The sequence below is a fragment of the Frankia nepalensis genome, assembly GCF_016786325.1.
In the GTDB taxonomy this organism is placed as follows: Bacteria; Actinomycetota; Actinomycetes; order Frankiales; family Frankiaceae; genus Pseudofrankia; species Pseudofrankia nepalensis.
In genome coordinates, this window is sequence record NZ_JADWYU010000123.1 from 1 (window position 1) to 15,779 (window position 15,779).

At 69.1% G+C, this 15,779-nt stretch carries 13 protein-coding genes and 1 pseudogene; 5 read left to right on the plus strand and 9 right to left on the minus strand.

Features of this window, described 5'->3' with window-relative positions; translation table 11 throughout:
* On the minus strand, positions 1-425 hold a 425-nt coding region (locus tag I6A81_RS16130; protein ID WP_203003643.1), incomplete at its 3' end, for an RHS repeat-associated core domain-containing protein.
* Positions 426-620: 195 nt separating this feature from the next.
* Here I6A81_RS16130 and I6A81_RS16135 point away from each other — a divergent pair.
* A complete protein-coding gene (locus I6A81_RS16135) occupies positions 621-2,195 on the plus strand; it encodes an AAA family ATPase (protein WP_203003644.1) in 1,575 nt (524 codons plus the stop codon).
* 39 nt (positions 2,196-2,234) lie between these two features.
* On the opposite strand, the gene I6A81_RS16140 is transcribed toward I6A81_RS16135, so the two are convergent.
* On the minus strand, positions 2,235-2,546 hold the full coding sequence (locus I6A81_RS16140) for a hypothetical protein (RefSeq protein WP_203003645.1): 312 nt from the start codon (positions 2,544-2,546) through the stop codon (positions 2,235-2,237).
* A gap of 334 nt (positions 2,547-2,880) precedes the next feature.
* Between I6A81_RS16140 and I6A81_RS16145 the strand changes: the two genes are divergently transcribed.
* Positions 2,881-3,705 carry a transposase family protein gene (locus I6A81_RS16145; RefSeq protein WP_238429305.1) on the plus strand — a complete coding sequence of 275 codons (825 nt, stop codon included), beginning with the start codon at positions 2,881-2,883 and terminating at the stop codon, positions 3,703-3,705.
* Here the strand turns inward: I6A81_RS16145 and I6A81_RS16150 are convergent.
* Both I6A81_RS16150 and I6A81_RS16155 read right to left on the minus strand, forming a co-directional pair.
* Positions 3,656-4,429 carry an SDR family NAD(P)-dependent oxidoreductase gene (locus I6A81_RS16150; RefSeq protein ID WP_203003646.1) on the minus strand — a complete coding sequence of 258 codons (774 nt, stop codon included), beginning with the start codon at positions 4,427-4,429 and terminating at the stop codon, positions 3,656-3,658. The genes I6A81_RS16145 and I6A81_RS16150 overlap by 50 nt on opposite strands.
* Positions 4,429-5,316 (minus strand): annotated as a pseudogene (locus tag I6A81_RS16155) (phosphotransferase family protein); the annotation flags it as partial. The pseudogene I6A81_RS16155 and the gene I6A81_RS16150, both read right to left, overlap by 1 nt.
* A 17-nt stretch (positions 5,317-5,333) precedes the next feature.
* Between I6A81_RS16155 and I6A81_RS16160 the strand changes: the two are divergent.
* On the plus strand, positions 5,334-5,642 hold the full coding sequence (locus tag I6A81_RS16160) for a hypothetical protein (RefSeq protein WP_203003669.1): 309 nt from the start codon (positions 5,334-5,336) through the stop codon (positions 5,640-5,642).
* A 102-nt stretch (positions 5,643-5,744) separates the two neighbouring features.
* Here the strand turns inward: I6A81_RS16160 and I6A81_RS16165 are convergent, their stop codons facing one another.
* Both I6A81_RS16165 and I6A81_RS16170 read right to left on the minus strand, forming a co-directional pair.
* On the minus strand, positions 5,745-6,311 hold the full coding sequence (locus tag I6A81_RS16165; protein WP_203003647.1) for a cyclophilin-like fold protein: 567 nt from the start codon (positions 6,309-6,311) through the stop codon (positions 5,745-5,747).
* Between the two features lie 147 nt (positions 6,312-6,458).
* Positions 6,459-7,490 (minus strand): zinc-dependent alcohol dehydrogenase family protein, encoded by a 1,032-nt coding sequence (locus I6A81_RS16170; protein ID WP_203003648.1) that lies wholly within the window; start codon positions 7,488-7,490, stop codon positions 6,459-6,461.
* A 263-nt stretch (positions 7,491-7,753) separates the two neighbouring features.
* Here I6A81_RS16170 and I6A81_RS16175 point away from each other — a divergent pair, with 263 nt between their 5' ends.
* Positions 7,754-8,680, plus strand: a complete 927-nt coding sequence (locus I6A81_RS16175; protein ID WP_238429311.1) for a helix-turn-helix transcriptional regulator — start codon at positions 7,754-7,756, stop codon at positions 8,678-8,680.
* 268 nt (positions 8,681-8,948) lie between these two features.
* Here I6A81_RS16175 and I6A81_RS16180 read toward each other — a convergent pair whose 3' ends face one another.
* Together I6A81_RS16180 and I6A81_RS16185 are read right to left on the minus strand one after the other, a co-directional pair.
* Complete coding sequence (locus I6A81_RS16180; RefSeq protein WP_203003650.1) at positions 8,949-10,427, minus strand: sensor domain-containing diguanylate cyclase; 1,479 nt, start codon at positions 10,425-10,427, stop codon at positions 8,949-8,951.
* Positions 10,428-10,876: 449 nt separating this feature from the next.
* Positions 10,877-12,331 carry an aldehyde dehydrogenase gene (locus I6A81_RS16185; protein WP_203003651.1) on the minus strand — a complete coding sequence of 485 codons (1,455 nt, stop codon included), beginning with the start codon at positions 12,329-12,331 and terminating at the stop codon, positions 10,877-10,879.
* A gap of 1,049 nt (positions 12,332-13,380) precedes the next feature.
* On the opposite strand from I6A81_RS16185, the gene I6A81_RS16190 reads away from it, so the two are divergent.
* Positions 13,381-14,583 (plus strand): ABC transporter substrate-binding protein, encoded by a 1,203-nt coding sequence (locus I6A81_RS16190; RefSeq protein ID WP_238429306.1) that lies wholly within the window; start codon positions 13,381-13,383, stop codon positions 14,581-14,583.
* Positions 14,584-14,842: 259 nt separating this feature from the next.
* Here I6A81_RS16190 and I6A81_RS16195 read toward each other — a convergent pair whose 3' ends face one another.
* The gene (locus I6A81_RS16195) at positions 14,843-15,658 is read right to left on the minus strand and encodes an enoyl-CoA hydratase/isomerase family protein (RefSeq protein WP_203003653.1); all 816 of its coding nucleotides are present in this window, start codon (positions 15,656-15,658) and stop codon (positions 14,843-14,845) included.
* Between the last annotated feature and the right edge of the window lie 121 nt (positions 15,659-15,779).

The window sequence follows — 15,779 nt, forward strand, 5'->3', positions numbered from 1 at the left end:
TGGGGCTTACCCCGGACGATGGCCGGGGCCTTGCCGGGAGCGCACTGGCCGATGGCGTTGCACTTCATGTCGGTACGCCCGTACTTGCGGTTCGCCTCGGCGACCGACTGGCGCATCTCGGCGTCGGGGCTGACCCGAAAGCCCGTCGGGTCGGTGTAGGTGACCGGGTTCGCGGCGGCGTAGGTGTAGCGGTTGTCGGCAGGGGCGCCGGTCCAGGGCAGGTCGGCGGTGTCGCGGGACAGGAAGGTGGCGGTGGCCGGGTTGTACCAGCGGGCCTGGGCGTTGACCAGGCCGGTGTCGGGGTCGGTCCAGCTGCCCTGGTAGCCGATGCGCAGGTTCGGGTCGCCGGCGACGACCGGGGCGCCGAAGGGGTCGTAGGCACGGTCGTCAGTGAGGGCCGTGCCGTCGATGGTGAACGCCGCCACGATGTCGCCGGCACCGTCCGGCCAGGAGGAGCGGCCAGCGCGGCACCGACATCCGACGGCCACCAGCGCCGACGTCACCTGAGATGCCGCGAGAGCGGCCGCGTCGCTGCCGGGTGAGATCGCCGATCGGTGGTGGTGCGTAGGGTGGTGGGCGCAGCGTGATCCGTGCCGCCTGGCCTGGGAGTGTGACGATCGATGGCTCGCCGGTTCCAGACGGCTGGTCCGTGCCGGCCTGGAATCGACTACATGATCCCAGCGGTGTCACGGTTGCCGGAGGTTCCCGATCTGGTGAACCAGGAAGGGTACTTCGTCGTACACGCGCCCCGACAGACCGGGAAAACGACCACACTGACCGCGCTCGCCGAGGAACTGACAGCCAAAGGCCGCTACGCCGCCCTGTTGTTCTCCTGCGAGGCGGGGCGCGCCGCCGGTGACAACTACGGCGCCGCGACTCGCGACATTCTCTCCCGGATCCGCGCCGCGGCCAACACGGCGCTGCCTGCGGACCTACGCCCGCCGCCGTGGCCGGAGGCGTCGGAAGGCACCCTTCTCGCGGCGGGCCTCGCGGCCTGGGCCCAGGTCTGCCCCCGGCCGCTGGCACTGTTCTTTGACGAGATCGACGCGCTGAGCGGACAGAGTCTGATCAGCGTTCTCAGCCAGCTGCGGGACGGCTACCGCGACCGCCCGACCAGCTTCCCGGCCTCGATCGCGCTGTGTGGCCTGCGCGACGTCCGTGACTACAAGGCCGCCTCCGGGGGCGACCCATCCCGGCTGGGGACGGCAAGCCCGTTCAACATCAAGATCAAATCGCTGAGGCTGGGGGACTTCACGGCGGACGAGGTCGCCGAGCTCTACGGCCAGCACACAGCGGACACCCGGCAGGAGTTCACCCCAGCGGCATTGGAGCGGGCGTTCGAGCTGACCGCTGGCCAGCCGTGGCTGGTCAACGCGCTGGCCAACGAGATAGTCAAGGAGATGGCAGTGCCAGCGTCGGTACCGATCACGGTCGACCACCTGGAACAGGCCAAGGAGCGGCTGATCCTGGCGCGGGCGACGCACCTGGACTCGCTGGCCGCCCGACTCGCCGAGCCACGCGTCCGCCGGATCGTACAGCCCTTGCTCGCCGGCGACCTGGTACAGCTCGACCCCTACGACGACGACCTCGCCTACACCCGCGACCTCGGCCTGATCGCCCCCAAGAACCCGGTCCGGATCGCCAACCCCATCTACCGGGAGGTCATCGTCCGGATCCTGACCACCCAGGTCGAGGCCAACGTCGTCGCCGACCCCCGCAGCTTCGTCCTACCAGACGGCCGCTTCGACCTCGCACTGCTGTTGCGGGAGTTCGCCGAGTTCTGGATCGAACACGGCGACGTCCTGACCTCAACCGAGCACTACCACGAGGTCGCCCCACAACTCGTCCTCATGGGATTCCTCCAACGCGTCGTCAACGGCGGCGGCTACGTCGAACGGGAATACGGCGTCGGCCGAGGCCGAATCGACCTCCTCATCCGCTGGCCCCACACCCACGACGGCAAACGCCACTGGCAGCGAGAAGCCCTCGAACTCAAGGTCTGGCACCCCGGCAAAGCCGACCCGCTGCGCCGAGGCCTGACCCAGCTCGACCGCTACCTCGACCGCCTCAGCCTCAACACCGGCACCCTCATCATCTTCGACCGCCGCCCCGACGCCCCCGACCTCAGCGAACGCACCCAATTCGACACCGCGACCACCCCTACCGGCCGCACCGTCACCGTTCTGCGGGCGTAGTCCTCCCCTCCCCCACCAAATCCTCGACGCCCCCACAGGCTACTCAAGCTCCCCAGGATCGATTGCGACGCATTCCCATATCAGTTCTTGAATTGAGTACATCGCCTCTCTGATCTTCGGCTTTTCAGCATCCCCATAAAGAGTGATCACGGATTCCATTGCAGGGAGAATGTCAGCGAGGATGTTCGCCGCGAGTCTAGGTATACACTCCACCTCCCGCCACGCGACAGCACATTCTCCGAGCCGGTCGCAGAGTTCCCGATAAGCGTCGACACTGAACCCTTCGCCCATGCGAAGGGAGGTATCAAACCGCGCCCAGGAGATCCTGAGACCTTTTGTTACATCCGACATCGCTAACCCCCTACAACCCATCTCGTTGCGCCCGGAGGAACATTCCCCACAAGAAGTACCTCGGCGGAGGCACTACTTCGATCGGTCGTCGTAACACCCCTAGTTCCGGCAGCATTACGACCCGCCGCAGCAGAAGGATCAATAACGGTGCCATCAAACTTATTCAGATCAATGAGCCTTTTCCATCTGGGTTTTCCTGATCCCCGGTCAAACTCTCCAGCGCCAACAGCGCCACCGGCTTGACCAACCGTTGTCGGTACGGCCGCCGAAAATAGACGAGTCCCCGGTAGATCACAGGGTGCCTAATCCACTGTTCCCTGACCGAGGACTCTGGTTGCTAACCTACCCCGGCACCATCGACCTGCCCGAAGCGACCCTGGACTTCCTGGCCGCACTCCTCGCCGACGACCGCGCCCAGCGCGGGACCTGGCGCAAGCTCCAGACCCGTGAGCAGGCGCTTCTGGTGCTCGCGCACCTGCGCAACGGCGACACCTACACCCGCCTCGCCGAGGGCTTCGGCATCGGTGTGGCGACCGTGTGCCGCTACGTCCACGAGGCCGTCGACCTGCTCGCTCGCCGCGGCCGGACCCTGCTCGCCGCCGTCTGGACCTTCGCCTGGACCTGGAGCAACTTCCTCATCCTCGACGGCACCCTCGTGCGCACCAACCGGATCCGCGCCCACAACAAGCCGTACTACTCCGGCAAGCACCGCCACCACGGCGTCAACCTCCAGGGCCTGATGGACCCCCACGGCCGCATGATCTGGATCTCCGACGGGCTGCCCGGCTCGACCCACGACCTCACCGCCGCCCGGACCCACAACGTCCTGCACGTGATCAACCAGGCGGAGACGATCTACCTGTACGCGGACAAGGCCTACGTCGGCGGCGAGAGCGACCACCTCCTCGTCCCCCACAAGAAGCCCCCCAACGACGAACTACCCGACGAGTTCAAAGAGGCCAACCGCGCCCACGCGGCCACCCGCGCACCCGGCGAGCGTGGCTTCGCGGTCCTGAAAAACTGGCACATCCTCGACCGCTACTGCGGCTGCCCCCGCCGCGTCGGCCCATTCGCCCAGGCCCACCTCGTCCTGCCGGGGCCAGTTCCCATCACAGGGTCCGGTAGGCGCCGCCGTCGGCGAGGATCTGCGCGCCGTTGAGGTAGGCCGACGCGTCGCTGGCGAGGAACACGCAGAGGCCGACGAGGTCGTCGGGCCGGCCGATCCGCCGCATCGGGTTCGCCTCGCCGGCGTGTTGCTTCTGCTCTGGTGTCCAGGCCTTGGTGATGTCGGTGTCGAAGGCCCCGGGCAGGACGACGTTGGCTCGTACCTTCGGTGCCCAGGCACCGGCCAGTCCGAGCGTCATCGCGTTCAGGCTGGCCTTGGCCATCGCGTACGGCAGGTCGTCCACGCCTGGGCGCAGCGACCCCGCCGTGGACACGTTGATGATCGACCCGCCGTCGGCGGCGTGCATGCGGGTACCGAACAGGGCCGCCAGCCGGAACGGCCCCTTGGCGTTGACCGCGTGCGTCTTGTCGTACAGCGCTTCGGTCACCGATACCAGGTCGGTGTACAGCGGCGAGAGCCCGGCGTTCGAGACGAGGACATGGCAGGCGCCGAAGGCGTCGTACACCGTGTCGACGAGGCGGTCGCACTCGTCCCAGTGGCTGACGTTCGTCGCGACGGCCAGCGCCTTGCGCCCGGTTGCGCGCTCCACTTCGGCGGCGGCGGCGCGGCAGTTGTCGAGCTTGCGGCTGGCGATGACGACGTCGGCGCCGGCCGCGGCGAGCCCCTCGACGACGGCGTGGCCGATGCCGCGGCTGCCGCCGGTCACGACCGCGACCTTGCCGTTCAGGTCGAACAGTTCCGACGGTGATCTGGACATCAGCGTGCCTCCGGGTAGTCGCTGGTTTCGGCGAGTTCGGCGGCGTCGCGCATGAGCTGCAGGACGATGGGGCCGAAGCTGCGCAGTTTCTCGTCGTCGCCGGCGCGCTGGAAGCCCTGCTCGAGCACGATCGCGAGTTTCCAGCGGGCCAGGACTATGTAGTAGTCGAAGTCGTCGACCTGCCGCCCGGACCGCGTGGCGTAGTGGTCGAGCAGCGCCGAACGTCCCGGCATGCCGGTGACGTCGATGTAGCCGACGCTGCCGGCGTCGGCGGTGGTGTTCTCGGGCCAGCCCTGCAGGGCCCAGGCCAGGTCGAGCTTGGGGTCGCCGACGGTTCCCATTTCCCAGTCGACGATCGCGGCGAGCCGGCCGGGGCGGCCGTGGTGGAACATCACGTTCGCGAACTGGTAGTCGCCGTGCATGATGCCGGGCTGGAAGTCGAGCGGGCGGTGGCGGTCCAGCCACCGGGTCGCCTCGTCGTAGCCGGGCACCTCACGGGCCCGGATCCGGTGGTAGAAGGACGTCCACCGCGCGACCTGACGGTCGTGGAAGCCGTCCGGGCGGCCGAGGCCGGACAGCCCGTTCGCCTGCCAGTCGACCGCGCCCAGGCGTACGACGCCCTCGATCAGTTCGTGGGCCAGTTCGGCGCGCGCGGCGGGCTGGCTCTGGAACGGTTCCGGCAGCAGCCCGATGCTGCCCATCGGCGACCAGCCGTCGACGAAACCCATCAGGTAGAACGGCCGGCCCAGCACGGCGGCGTCCGGGCACATGGCCAGCGCCTTGGTGTGGGGCACGTCCGTGCCGGACAGTGCCTGGATGATCCGCCACTCACGGGTGATGCCGGCGTCGCGCTGGGCGGGCGCGGCGGCCGGTGGCTCGCCGCGGGAACCTCCCCCGCGCCGGAATGGTGCTCGCCGACGGCCACCGATCGCTCCGGGACGACTTCGAGGTGTCGAGCCCGGAACTGGACGCCGCCGTCGCCTCCTGCCAGGCCGCCCCCGGCTGCCACGGCGCCCGCCTGACCGGCGGAGGGTTCGCCGGCTGCGTGGTCGCGCTGGTCGACACCGCTTACACCGACCTTTTCGCGGAAGCCGTCCTCGGCGACTACCGCGCGCGGACAGGGCTGCAGGGAGCGCTTCACCTCTGTGTTCCGGTCGACGGCAGTTCCCTGGTGCCGGTCATCGCGGGCAGCAACATGGCCTGGGCTCGGTAGCCTTCATCGGATTCGCCCACGCCGCCTGCCATCGAGCCGCCGGCTCTGTTCCGCTTCCGGCACGCTGGATGTTGACGGGGTACGAACCGTGCCCCGCCCGGCCTACGAACCTTTGCCCACGACCTCCACGGTGATGCCCTCTCCTTCGAGGAGTTCGAGCTGTTCAAGCGAGGCGTCGTAGGTGCCCAGGTGGACCGTCTGGGCGGAGTAGCCAACCCCGGCGGTGTTGTAGTAGAAGCCGAGATTCCCCCACGGGATGTAATAGATCAGGTCGCCGTCCTCCGGGTCGGACCCCGGGGAATCGCGGTACTCAAGTTCGCGCGGAAGGTAGCTGATCTTTTCCCGGCCGGTGAACTCCTCAATGGTGAGTGTGAGCGGAAGCATCGAGAGAAAGTCACGGGCGGCGGGATTGTCTTCATCGATGGTGACGTCGACCGACGTCGCGCGGGAGGAGAATCGCACGACGGTACCCACTACCTGGTCCACGTCGCCGCCCGCGCCGCCCGCCGCGGCCGAGCTGGGTGACGCGGGCGGTGTGACGGATTCGCCGGGCTGAGCGGTCGGTGAGGACTCACCGTCCCCTCGTGTCTCGCCCGCTGGAGAGCCGCACGCGGCGAGCGCGACCAGCGCCGCGAGGCCGAGGGCGGCCGCGAAGGCCTTCGGTCGCATTGTTCATCCTTCCGAGTCGACGCGCGGGCGGCGGGCGGTCAGCAGCGGGCTCGGCCGCCGTCGACGAGGGCGCGGCCGATCGGGAAGCCGGGGAGGTCCAAGCACCGTCACGGCACCGCCGAGGCGATCTCTTCGGGGCCGCGGGGGTCACACGGTGAGCAGTGTCTTGATCGCGCGGCGTTCGTCCATGGCCCGGTAGCCTTCGGCGGCGGCGTCGAGGGGCACGGTCAGGTCGAAGACCTTGCCCGGGTCGATCTGGCGGCGCCAGATCAGGTCGATCAGCTCGGGCAGGAAGCGGCGTACCGGGGCGGGTCCGCCGTGCAGGTGCACGCCGGAGAAGAACAGCTCCTCGCCGGGCAGCCGCACGTTGTGGGCGACGCCGACGTAGCCGACATGCCCGCCGGGGCGGGTGGAGCGGATGGCCTGCATCATCGATTCCTGCGTGCCGACGGCCTCGATCACCGAGTGCGCCCCGAGACCTTTGGTGAGCTCCTTGACCGCGGCGACGCCGTCGTCACCGCGCTCCGTGACGACGTCCGTCGCGCCGAACGCGCGGGCCAGCGCCTGCCGGTCGGCGTGGCGGCTCATCGCGATGATCCGTTCCGCGCCGAGCTGCCGGGCGGCGAGCACCCCGAGCAGACCGACGGCGCCGTCACCGACGACCGCCACCGTCTTGCCCGGCCCGGCCTCCGCGGCGACGGCGGCGACGGCGGCGAACCATCCTGTGCCCAGCACGTCGGACGCGGCGAGCAGGCTCGGGACCAGCTCCGCCGGCGGCATCTCCGGGGTGGCGACCAGCGTGCCGTCGGCGAGCGGGATGCGCGCCCGCTCGGCCTGCGTCCCGATCGCGCCCATCAGGACGGCGTGCACGCAGCGGCTCTGGTAGCCGGCCCGACAGATCTCGCAGGTGTTGTCGGAGGCGAAGAACGACCCGACGACGAACTGCCCGGGCCTGAGAGTCGCGACCGCGCTGCCGACCTGTTCGACGACGCCGACGTACTCGTGCCCCATCGGGGCGGGCCCGTCGAGCGCGTCCACGCCGCGCCACGGCCACAGGTCCGACCCGCAGACACAGGCCGCCGAGACACGGATGATCGCATCGGTCGGCTCGACGATCGTCGGGTCCGGCCGCTCCTGCACCTGGACCTCTCCGGGGCCGAGCATCACCACACCACGCATCTGCCACTCTCCGTCGTATATCGCGACTGCTGACCGCACGTTCCCCTGCCTGTGGCGCTGCCCGAGACAGGCCAGGCCAACCAGCGGCGCGGCGACGCGGCCTCAGGCCGGAGCGCCCCGCTCCTGATCGCCACCGGTCGGGCACCGATAGCGCGCCGCGTCGCGCTCGGCACGACCATGCAACGCGTCTCGGCGTGCCTGTGGGAGGGCGGGCTTATCGGGGTAGAAGCTCTCCCTCCCACCCCAGGAGCAGCCTCCGTAGCCTGGTTGGGGTGGACACCCGGGCCGAGATCCGCGACTTCCTGGCCACCCGCCGCGCCAAGATCAGCCCGCAGCAGGTGGGGCTGCCCGTCACCGGCCGGCGGCGGGTCCCCGGGCTACGGCGCGAGGAAGTCGCCGTACTCGCCGGCATGAGCACCGACTGGTACGTACGCCTCGAACGCGGACACATCGCCGACGTCTCCGACGACGTGCTCGCCGCGGTCGCCCGCGCGCTCCAGCTCGACGAGGCCGAACAGGCCCACCTCCACGACCTGGCCCGCGCCGCCAGACCGACCCGCAGACCCCACCGCCGGCCCAGGCCACGCATCCGCCCAAGCGTGCAGTGGATGCTCGACTCGATGACCGCCGCGCCGGCGTTCGTCCGCAACGGCCGCATGGACATCCTGGCCAGCAACACACTCGGCCGCGCCCTCTACGCCCCCATGTTCGACCACGGCGACCAGCCCGGGCCGGTCAACATCGCCCGGTTCAACTTCCTCAACCCGAGAGCACGCGACTTCTACCCCCACTGGGACACCGCCGCCGACACCACCGTCGCCATCATGCGCACCGAAGCCGGCCGAGACCCCCACGACCGCGACCTGACCGACCTCGTCGGCGAACTCGCCACCCGCAGCGACGAGTTCCGCTCCCGCTGGGCCGGCCACGACGTACGCCTGCACTACACCGGGCCCAAAAGCTTCCACCACCCCGTCGTCGGCCACCTCGACCTCGTCTTCGAAGCCATCGACCTGCCCACCGACGACCTGCGGGGCCTCAACCTCACCGTCTACACCGCCCCACCCGGATCAGCCACCGAAGACGCCCTCAAGCTCCTCGCCAGCTGGGCCGCCAGCCATGACACCACGATCGCCCCTGACGCTGGCGAGGCCATAACCGCCGAACATCCGATCATCGGCGAGCAGTAACCCTCGCTCCAACACCCCAGTTCCGGGCAGGACTGTGCCGTCGCAGTGACCCGATACTGGGAGCTCCGCCGACCCGGCGCCCCGGTAGCCGCCAATCGGCGAGGACATGGCGCAGATTGAGCTGCAACTTCGCTGCCAGACGCCCTCGTACCTGACCCCACATGATGGTGCGGCTGGTGTCCCTTGCCGTGGTCCGGACACGCGGGCTGACACGATCGAGATGGCGGTTCCCCGGCTGCGTCAGGGCTCGTAAACCCCCGGCCGGCTGTTAGGTCAACATGGCCTCGTCAAAGATCGCGTAACGGCTGCCACCGCTACGCTTCGCGACGTACATCGCGCTGTCGGCGGCACGCAGCAGTCTTTCGCAGTCATCTAGCTCCTCGCCCGACAGGGCGACGCCCGCGCTGGCGGTCACCGCGATCGCCTGTCCGTCCGCAGTTCGCGTGACGTTCACGGCGGCGATCACGGAGTCGGCGAGAGTACGGATCGAAGCAGGTTCGGCGATGGCTGGACGAAGAATCGCGAACTCGTCCCCCGCGACGCGGGTCACGGTATCGCCTGGACGAACAACCTGCCTGAGCCTTGTGGCCACCTCCCGGAGCACCTCGTCGCCCGCCTGGTGGCCCAACGTGTCGTTGACCGCCTTGAATCCATCAAGATCGACGAAGACGAGGCCGATCTGGTTCCGATGCCGTCCAGTATCGATCAGCGCCCGGCGAAGCCGGTCGACCAGCACCGTCCGGTTCGGCAGGCCGGTGAGTTCATCGTGCCGGGCTCGATGGCGGGCCTCCGCCGCCGCGGCCCGCTGCGCCTCATCCATACCTGCCCTGACCACTGCGGCCGAGATCTGGCTGGCCACCAGCTCTACGTAGTCACAGTAGTCACGGTCGAAGGCAAGACGGCTTCCGATCCCGGCGACAAGGAGTCCGATGGGCCAGTTCTCGGAGCTGCTGGCGAGAGGCACGATGATCGCCGCGCCCGGCGCCGGCGACCCGTCCCGTCTGAGGGGAAATGATCTCGGCAGCCGTTCGACAATCCTCGGCTGGTGGGACGACAGCGCGACCGCGAAGTCTCGGGGCGGGTCGGGGTCGAACACGCCCAGCAGGCCAAGCGCGGCCTGCTCATCAGCCAAGCCCCACGTGGCCATCGGACGAAGAGCCGGCCGAGCCCGCGACTCGTGGAGGAGAATCACCCCGAATGGAATATCGTCGTAGAAACGGTCGAGCACCGCGGCGGCGGCGCGACAGACCGTCTGCCGGCTACGCTTGTCTGAAACGGCGAAGCCGATCTCGCGGAGGCAGGCGAGACGCCTGGTCGCGAGGATCTGTGGGGTCGTTTCCAGGAATGTGCCGAGGATCCCGGCTACGACACCCCCGGCCGAGATGTCGCGAATCGGGCTATAGGAAATGGTTACGTAGCACTCCTCCGGATAGCCATACCGATCAACGGACAAGCGCCAGTCCTCGAACCATGTGGCACCTCGACCCGACATCACCTGATCGAATATCGGGCGCATGGCACCCCACATCTCGGGCCATCCCTCAGCGAAGGGGCGCCCAAGGACGTAAGGATGCTTACGCCCCAGAAGTGGAGCCACGGCGTCGTTGTACAGGTAGACGTGCTCCGGCCCCCACTGGACCACCATCGGGAAACGGGACTCCAGGCAGATGGCCACGGCCGTCCGCAAGCTGACGCTCCAGTCCGGGACTGGGCCAAGGGGGGTGGAGGCCCAGTCCTTCGCCGCCATGAGCGGCCCCATCATGCCTCTGACCGCGAAGAGCCGGTCAGTGACCGTTGCGTCCGCGCCGACGGCCCCGTCCTCGCCAAGGAGCAGGCGGGAACCGACAGCGGCGAGCCGACGCCGCTGCTGCCTCCAGCCGCGTCGGCTCCCACCGCGTCGGCGCCGAGACTCCACCGTCCTCGCCTGCTCTCGGTGACCGCAGCCTGCCGATGCCGGACCTATCCGCCGCTACCATCCTGTCAACGAGGGTTCTTCCCCCGCCGAATCCTCGAAACCTGTGTGCTCACACCGGTCCGACGCCAGCACCCGCCCCCACGCCTGCTGGCGCCGGGAACTCGAGTCGCGCGCTGGACGATGATGTCCGGTACGGCGGGGTCGACCGGGTCAGTCGCACGAAGTGCGCCACTCCGCGTCGGAGCGGCCGGGGCGGTGGGCGCGCCGCCCCGGCCGTCCGTTCACGAGAAGAGGGGCTCCATGTTCTCCGTGAGGTTGACCGTCTTGAGTTCGTAGTAGGCCTGCACTGCCTCGGGACCGGTGTCGCGACCGATGCCCGAGCACTTCACCCCGCCGAACGGCGCCTCGGTGTTGTAGGTGAAGGAGTTGACACTGAACGTCCCGGTCCGCACCCGGCGCGCCACATCCGCCGCCCGCCGCGGGTCGCCGGTGAACACCGCCCCGTGCAGGCCATAGTCCGAGTCGTTCGCGATCGCCACCGCCTCGTCCACCGTGTCGTAGCTCAGCACGACCGCGACCGGCCCGAAGATCTCCTCACGGGCGATGCGCATCCCGTTGTCCGCGTTCGTGAAGACCGTCGGCTGTGCGTAGCTGCCCTTGTCCAACCCCGTGGGCACCCCGCCACCGGTAGCCACCGTCGCCCCTTCGGACTTTCCGATCTCGATGTAGGACAGCACCCGTTCCTGCTGACGCCTGGACACCAGCGGCCCCATCGTGGTGGAGGGGTCGAACGGATCCCCGACGACGAACGACTCCGCGGTCGCGACCAGGGCGCCGACAACCTCGTCGAACCGGCTCCTTGGAACCAGCACTCGGCTGTAGGCCGCACATACCTGGCCGGTGTTGAAGAACGACCCCACCGCCAGTCCCGCCATCGTGGTCTCGATGTCGGCATCGTCGAGCACGATCGCCGCGGACTTGCCGCCCAGTTCCAGCTGCAGCCGTTTGAAGCTCCCGCCGCACTCCCTGCCGATCTCCCGGCCGGCCGCCGTTGACCCGGTGAAACTGACCTTGTCGACCTCCGGATGCGCGACCAGCGCCCTCCCGGCGGCGCGGTCGCCGGTGAGGTAGTTGAACACCCCCGCGGGTACTCCCGCGGCGACCAGCGCCTCGGCTATGGAGAACCCGTCCAGCGGGGTCTCCGGGGCAGGCTTGTAGATCACGCTGCACCCGGCGACCAGCGCGGGCAGGATCTTCGAGATGGCCATGTTGAAGGGGCCGTTCCACGGCGCGATCGATGCCACGACGCCGACCGGCTCCTTCAGCACCGCCGTGGGGCCGTACGCGGTGCGCCGGACCTCGCTGAACGAGTCCGTCTTCGCGACTTCCAGGAAGTACCGTCCGGTGGCCAGGGCGCCCGGGATCTGCATCCGCGCGATCGACGTCGGTAATCCCATTTCCGACGTCACGAGGTCGCCGATCTGCTCGAGCTTCGGTTCCAGGAGCGTCATCGCCGCCTCGAGGATCGCGGCACGTTCCTCGACCGGCTTCCCTCGCCAGGCGCCCTCGGCGAACGAGCGGCGTGCCGCCCTCGCCGCGGCGTCGACGTCCTCGGCGTTCGCGTCGGGAGCATCGCCGATCACCTCGTCGGTGGCCGGCGACACCACCGGGATGCGTGCCGACGAACTTGGTTTACGCCACTCGCCGTCGATCAGAAACTGGTCACGGACGATCATGTTTCATCCCTTTCCGAGAGCGTGCGCTCAGCGGTCGACGTGACGGTCAGCAGGCGCAGCGCACAGCACGTCTTGTCCGACGCGGAGCGACCGCCACATTCCTGACGGCGGCCGAGCCGACCAACTCCGCGCCGGTCGGCGGATTCACTCGTGGGTGCCACGTTCGCCGACGTCCGCCCATGAGCCACTCAGCGCGCCACGGGCGCGCGCGTCGGCCGTCGGAGCGGCGGTCCGCGGCCAGTCCCCCTGGTCAGACAACCAACGTTGTTCTCCGTCACCCTCGCGTCGAGAACCACGATCCGCGCACACTCCTTGACCTTGACGGCCGAGGCGCTCTCGCCGTCCGCCTGGATCGCGTGGAACAGTCCTGGCCGCGGCCCGCAGAAAGGCCGCCGTGGAAGCGCCCGTTGGTATCACCCGCTCCACTCGGTGGCCAGCCAGAGACACGGGTAACCGGCGGGCATTCACGTGGATCCTGCTATCTCAACTGGTCCGCGCGGCCACGGCCATCAGACAACCACCCTACAACTATTAGGCTGCGAGTGTCTACGGTCACATCGACACGCCTCACGCCACCAGAGGGGGCCAAATGATCATCTCGACGGGGCTCCGCGCCCGGCAGGGAGCCAGTCCCATCCCCCGCGGGAGGCTCCCTGGGCCGCGGCGCCGAGGGACAGGCGAGCCGAGGCTCGCGCTGACGCGCTCGGACAGGGCCAGGCGCGCAGATCCAGCCACATCGGGCGGCCGGCGGGAGCCGGTCCGCGTGCACCGTGGCACGCACGCGCTCCTGGGCCCACGCCGAGGCGGGCCAGGCACATCCCCGGCCGGCATCCGCTCCGCCGGACGGCGCCGCCGCTCAGGACGAGCCACCCGCGCGCCGGCCGGACGCGACAGCGGGTCGCCTCGCCCTGGCCGAAATGACGACGTCTCCACGACCTCCTGAGGACGGCGGCGGCTCGACCAGTCCCTCCAGCACACGTCACCCAACGACGAAGGGAGATCCGGCCATGCCCTTACGCAAAAGGCCAATGTTCCGGACGATCACGGCAATGCTTTCTCTGGGCAGCCTGGCGATGCTGACCGCCTGCGACAGCCCGAGCGGTTCCGACGAGCGCACAGCCGCGCTTTCGTGCACGGCGCCAGGAGTAAGCGGGTCCGAGATAAGAGCCGGTCTGCTCTTCAGCGACACCGGGGCCGGGCAGTCCGCCTTCCAGGCATTCCGGGCCGGCGTCGACGCCCGCCTCGGCGTCGTCAATGCCGAAGGCGGCGTGAACGGCAGGAAGGTCGTCTATTCCTGGTACGACGACGCCACCGATCCGGCGCAGAACCTGGTCGGCGCGCAGACGCTGGTCGGCTCGGACGCAACATTCGGCATCATCGAGGGGACGACCACCGGCGCCGGCTCCGCCCAATACCTCGATGATCATGATATCCCCGTCGTCGGGGTGGGCGGCGAGATCGCCTGGACCCAGCACCCGAACATGTTCGCCTGGAGCTACTACACGACCTCGGCGGGCTCGAACAGCGTCTGGGGGGAGCTCATCCGAAGCCAGGGCGGTACCCGCGCCGCGCTCGTGGACATGGCCATGAGCGAGGCGATCCAGAACTTCCACCGCCAACTCGCGGAGAGCCTCGAAGCGGCCGGCGTCCAGGTTGACCAGACGTTCAACGTCACCGCGGGGACTACGAACTTCGAATCGCTGGTGCGGCAGATGAAGGCCGCCGGCATCGACACGCTCACCGGTTCGATCTTCCCCGACGTGCTCGCGAGGATATTGCCCGCCGCGCGCGCCGCCGGCCTTGACCTCAAGGTCGTCCTGTCACCACTCGGTTACGACCAGACCCTTCTGGGCCTGATCGGCCCGCAACTCGCGGGAACAGTCATATATCTCGATTTCGTCCCGTTCGAGGCCAACACCCCGGCGCACAGCCGCCTGCTCGCCGCGATGCAGATGTACTCGCCGCAAATCCAGCCGCCGGCCCAGCAGAGCGCGGTCTTCGGCTGGCTGTCCGCCGACATCTTCCTGCGCGGACTGGAGGCCGCCGGCCCCTGCCCCACGCGCGCGGCCTTCATCCAGGGCCTGCGAGCCGTCCATGACTACCACGGAGACGGGCTCCTCCCTCACCCGATCGACTTCGCCACCAACCGAGGCCACCTCAGCGGCTGCTACGACTTTGTCCGCGTCAGCGAGGACGGCAGCCGGTTCGTACCGTTGCAGCCCGTCTCACGCTGTGGTGAGCCACTCCGCTAGTGGATCACGTTGGGGAACTGGGGCAGGTGCCGCCTCGTCGCCATGGCGCGTTGCGGGCCTGCCCCGCGGGACCCATGAGCGACCGCGTCCAGGTAGTCCAGCGGCTTGAGCGAGGATCCGTGCGGCGCGCGCCGGCGAGCAGCACCTCTAAAACCGCCGGCGGACCGTCCCACAGGTCGGACACATGGATGATCACAGCGTCCTGACCGACGGACGGGTGGTGCGTGCGGATGCGGATAGTGCCTACCGTGACCAGCCCTCATCGGTCGCGGTAGGCGGCTGGTCGCTTCTCCAGGAAGGCGGCGACCGCCTCCCGGTGGTCCTCCGTCATCCCGGCGAGGACCTGGGTGCGGTCCTCCAGCGCGACCGCTGCCCGCAGTCCGGCGACCTCCTGGTTCGCCCACAGCAGTTCCTTGGTCTGCCAGACCCCGAACGGGCTGAGCTGCGCGATCGCGGTGGCGCGCTCCAACGCCGCGTCAAGCAGCTTCTCATCGGGAACGACGGCGCTGACCAACCCGATCCGTTCCGCATCCCGGGCGTCCACCGATCCACCGGTCAACAGCAGGTCCGCGGCCCGGGCGAACCCGATGGCGCGGGGCAGCAGCCAGCTGATGCCGACGTCGCAGCTGCTGAGCCCGCGCCTGATGAAGGACGCGTGAAACGAGGCCGACTCCGCCGCCAGCCGGAGGTCGCACAGCAGCGAGATCGACAGTCCGGCGCCGGCCGCCGGGCCGTTGACAGCGGCGATGATCGGGGCGCGCACCGCGCGGAAGTCCTCAACGAGTTCGGAGACGTGCCGCTGCCCCCGCAGGCCGGACTGCGGGATTCCCTCGCCGGCCGCCGGCGTCCCGGGCAGGTCACCATAGCCGTGCAGGTCGAGGCCGGCGCAGAAGCCTCGTCCGGCACCGGTGAGCACCACGGCGCGCACCCAGCTGTCGTCCCGGATGCCCCGCAGCACGTCCCGAAGCCCCTGAATCAGCTCGGCCGTGATGGCGTTGAGCACGTCCGGCCTGTTCAGCCGAACCAGCACAATGCCAGGCCGCGGCTCCTCGGTCTCGATCACGGTGACGGGCATCGCGCTGGCTCCTCGTTGGCTTTCGGTGGTCGGTTCTTTCTCGACGCGGCCGGGAGGCGGCCGCCGATGAGCTCTCGCGTGCTCGGGTGGCCGCCGTTCGTCAGCGCGGTGTTCCTCGACT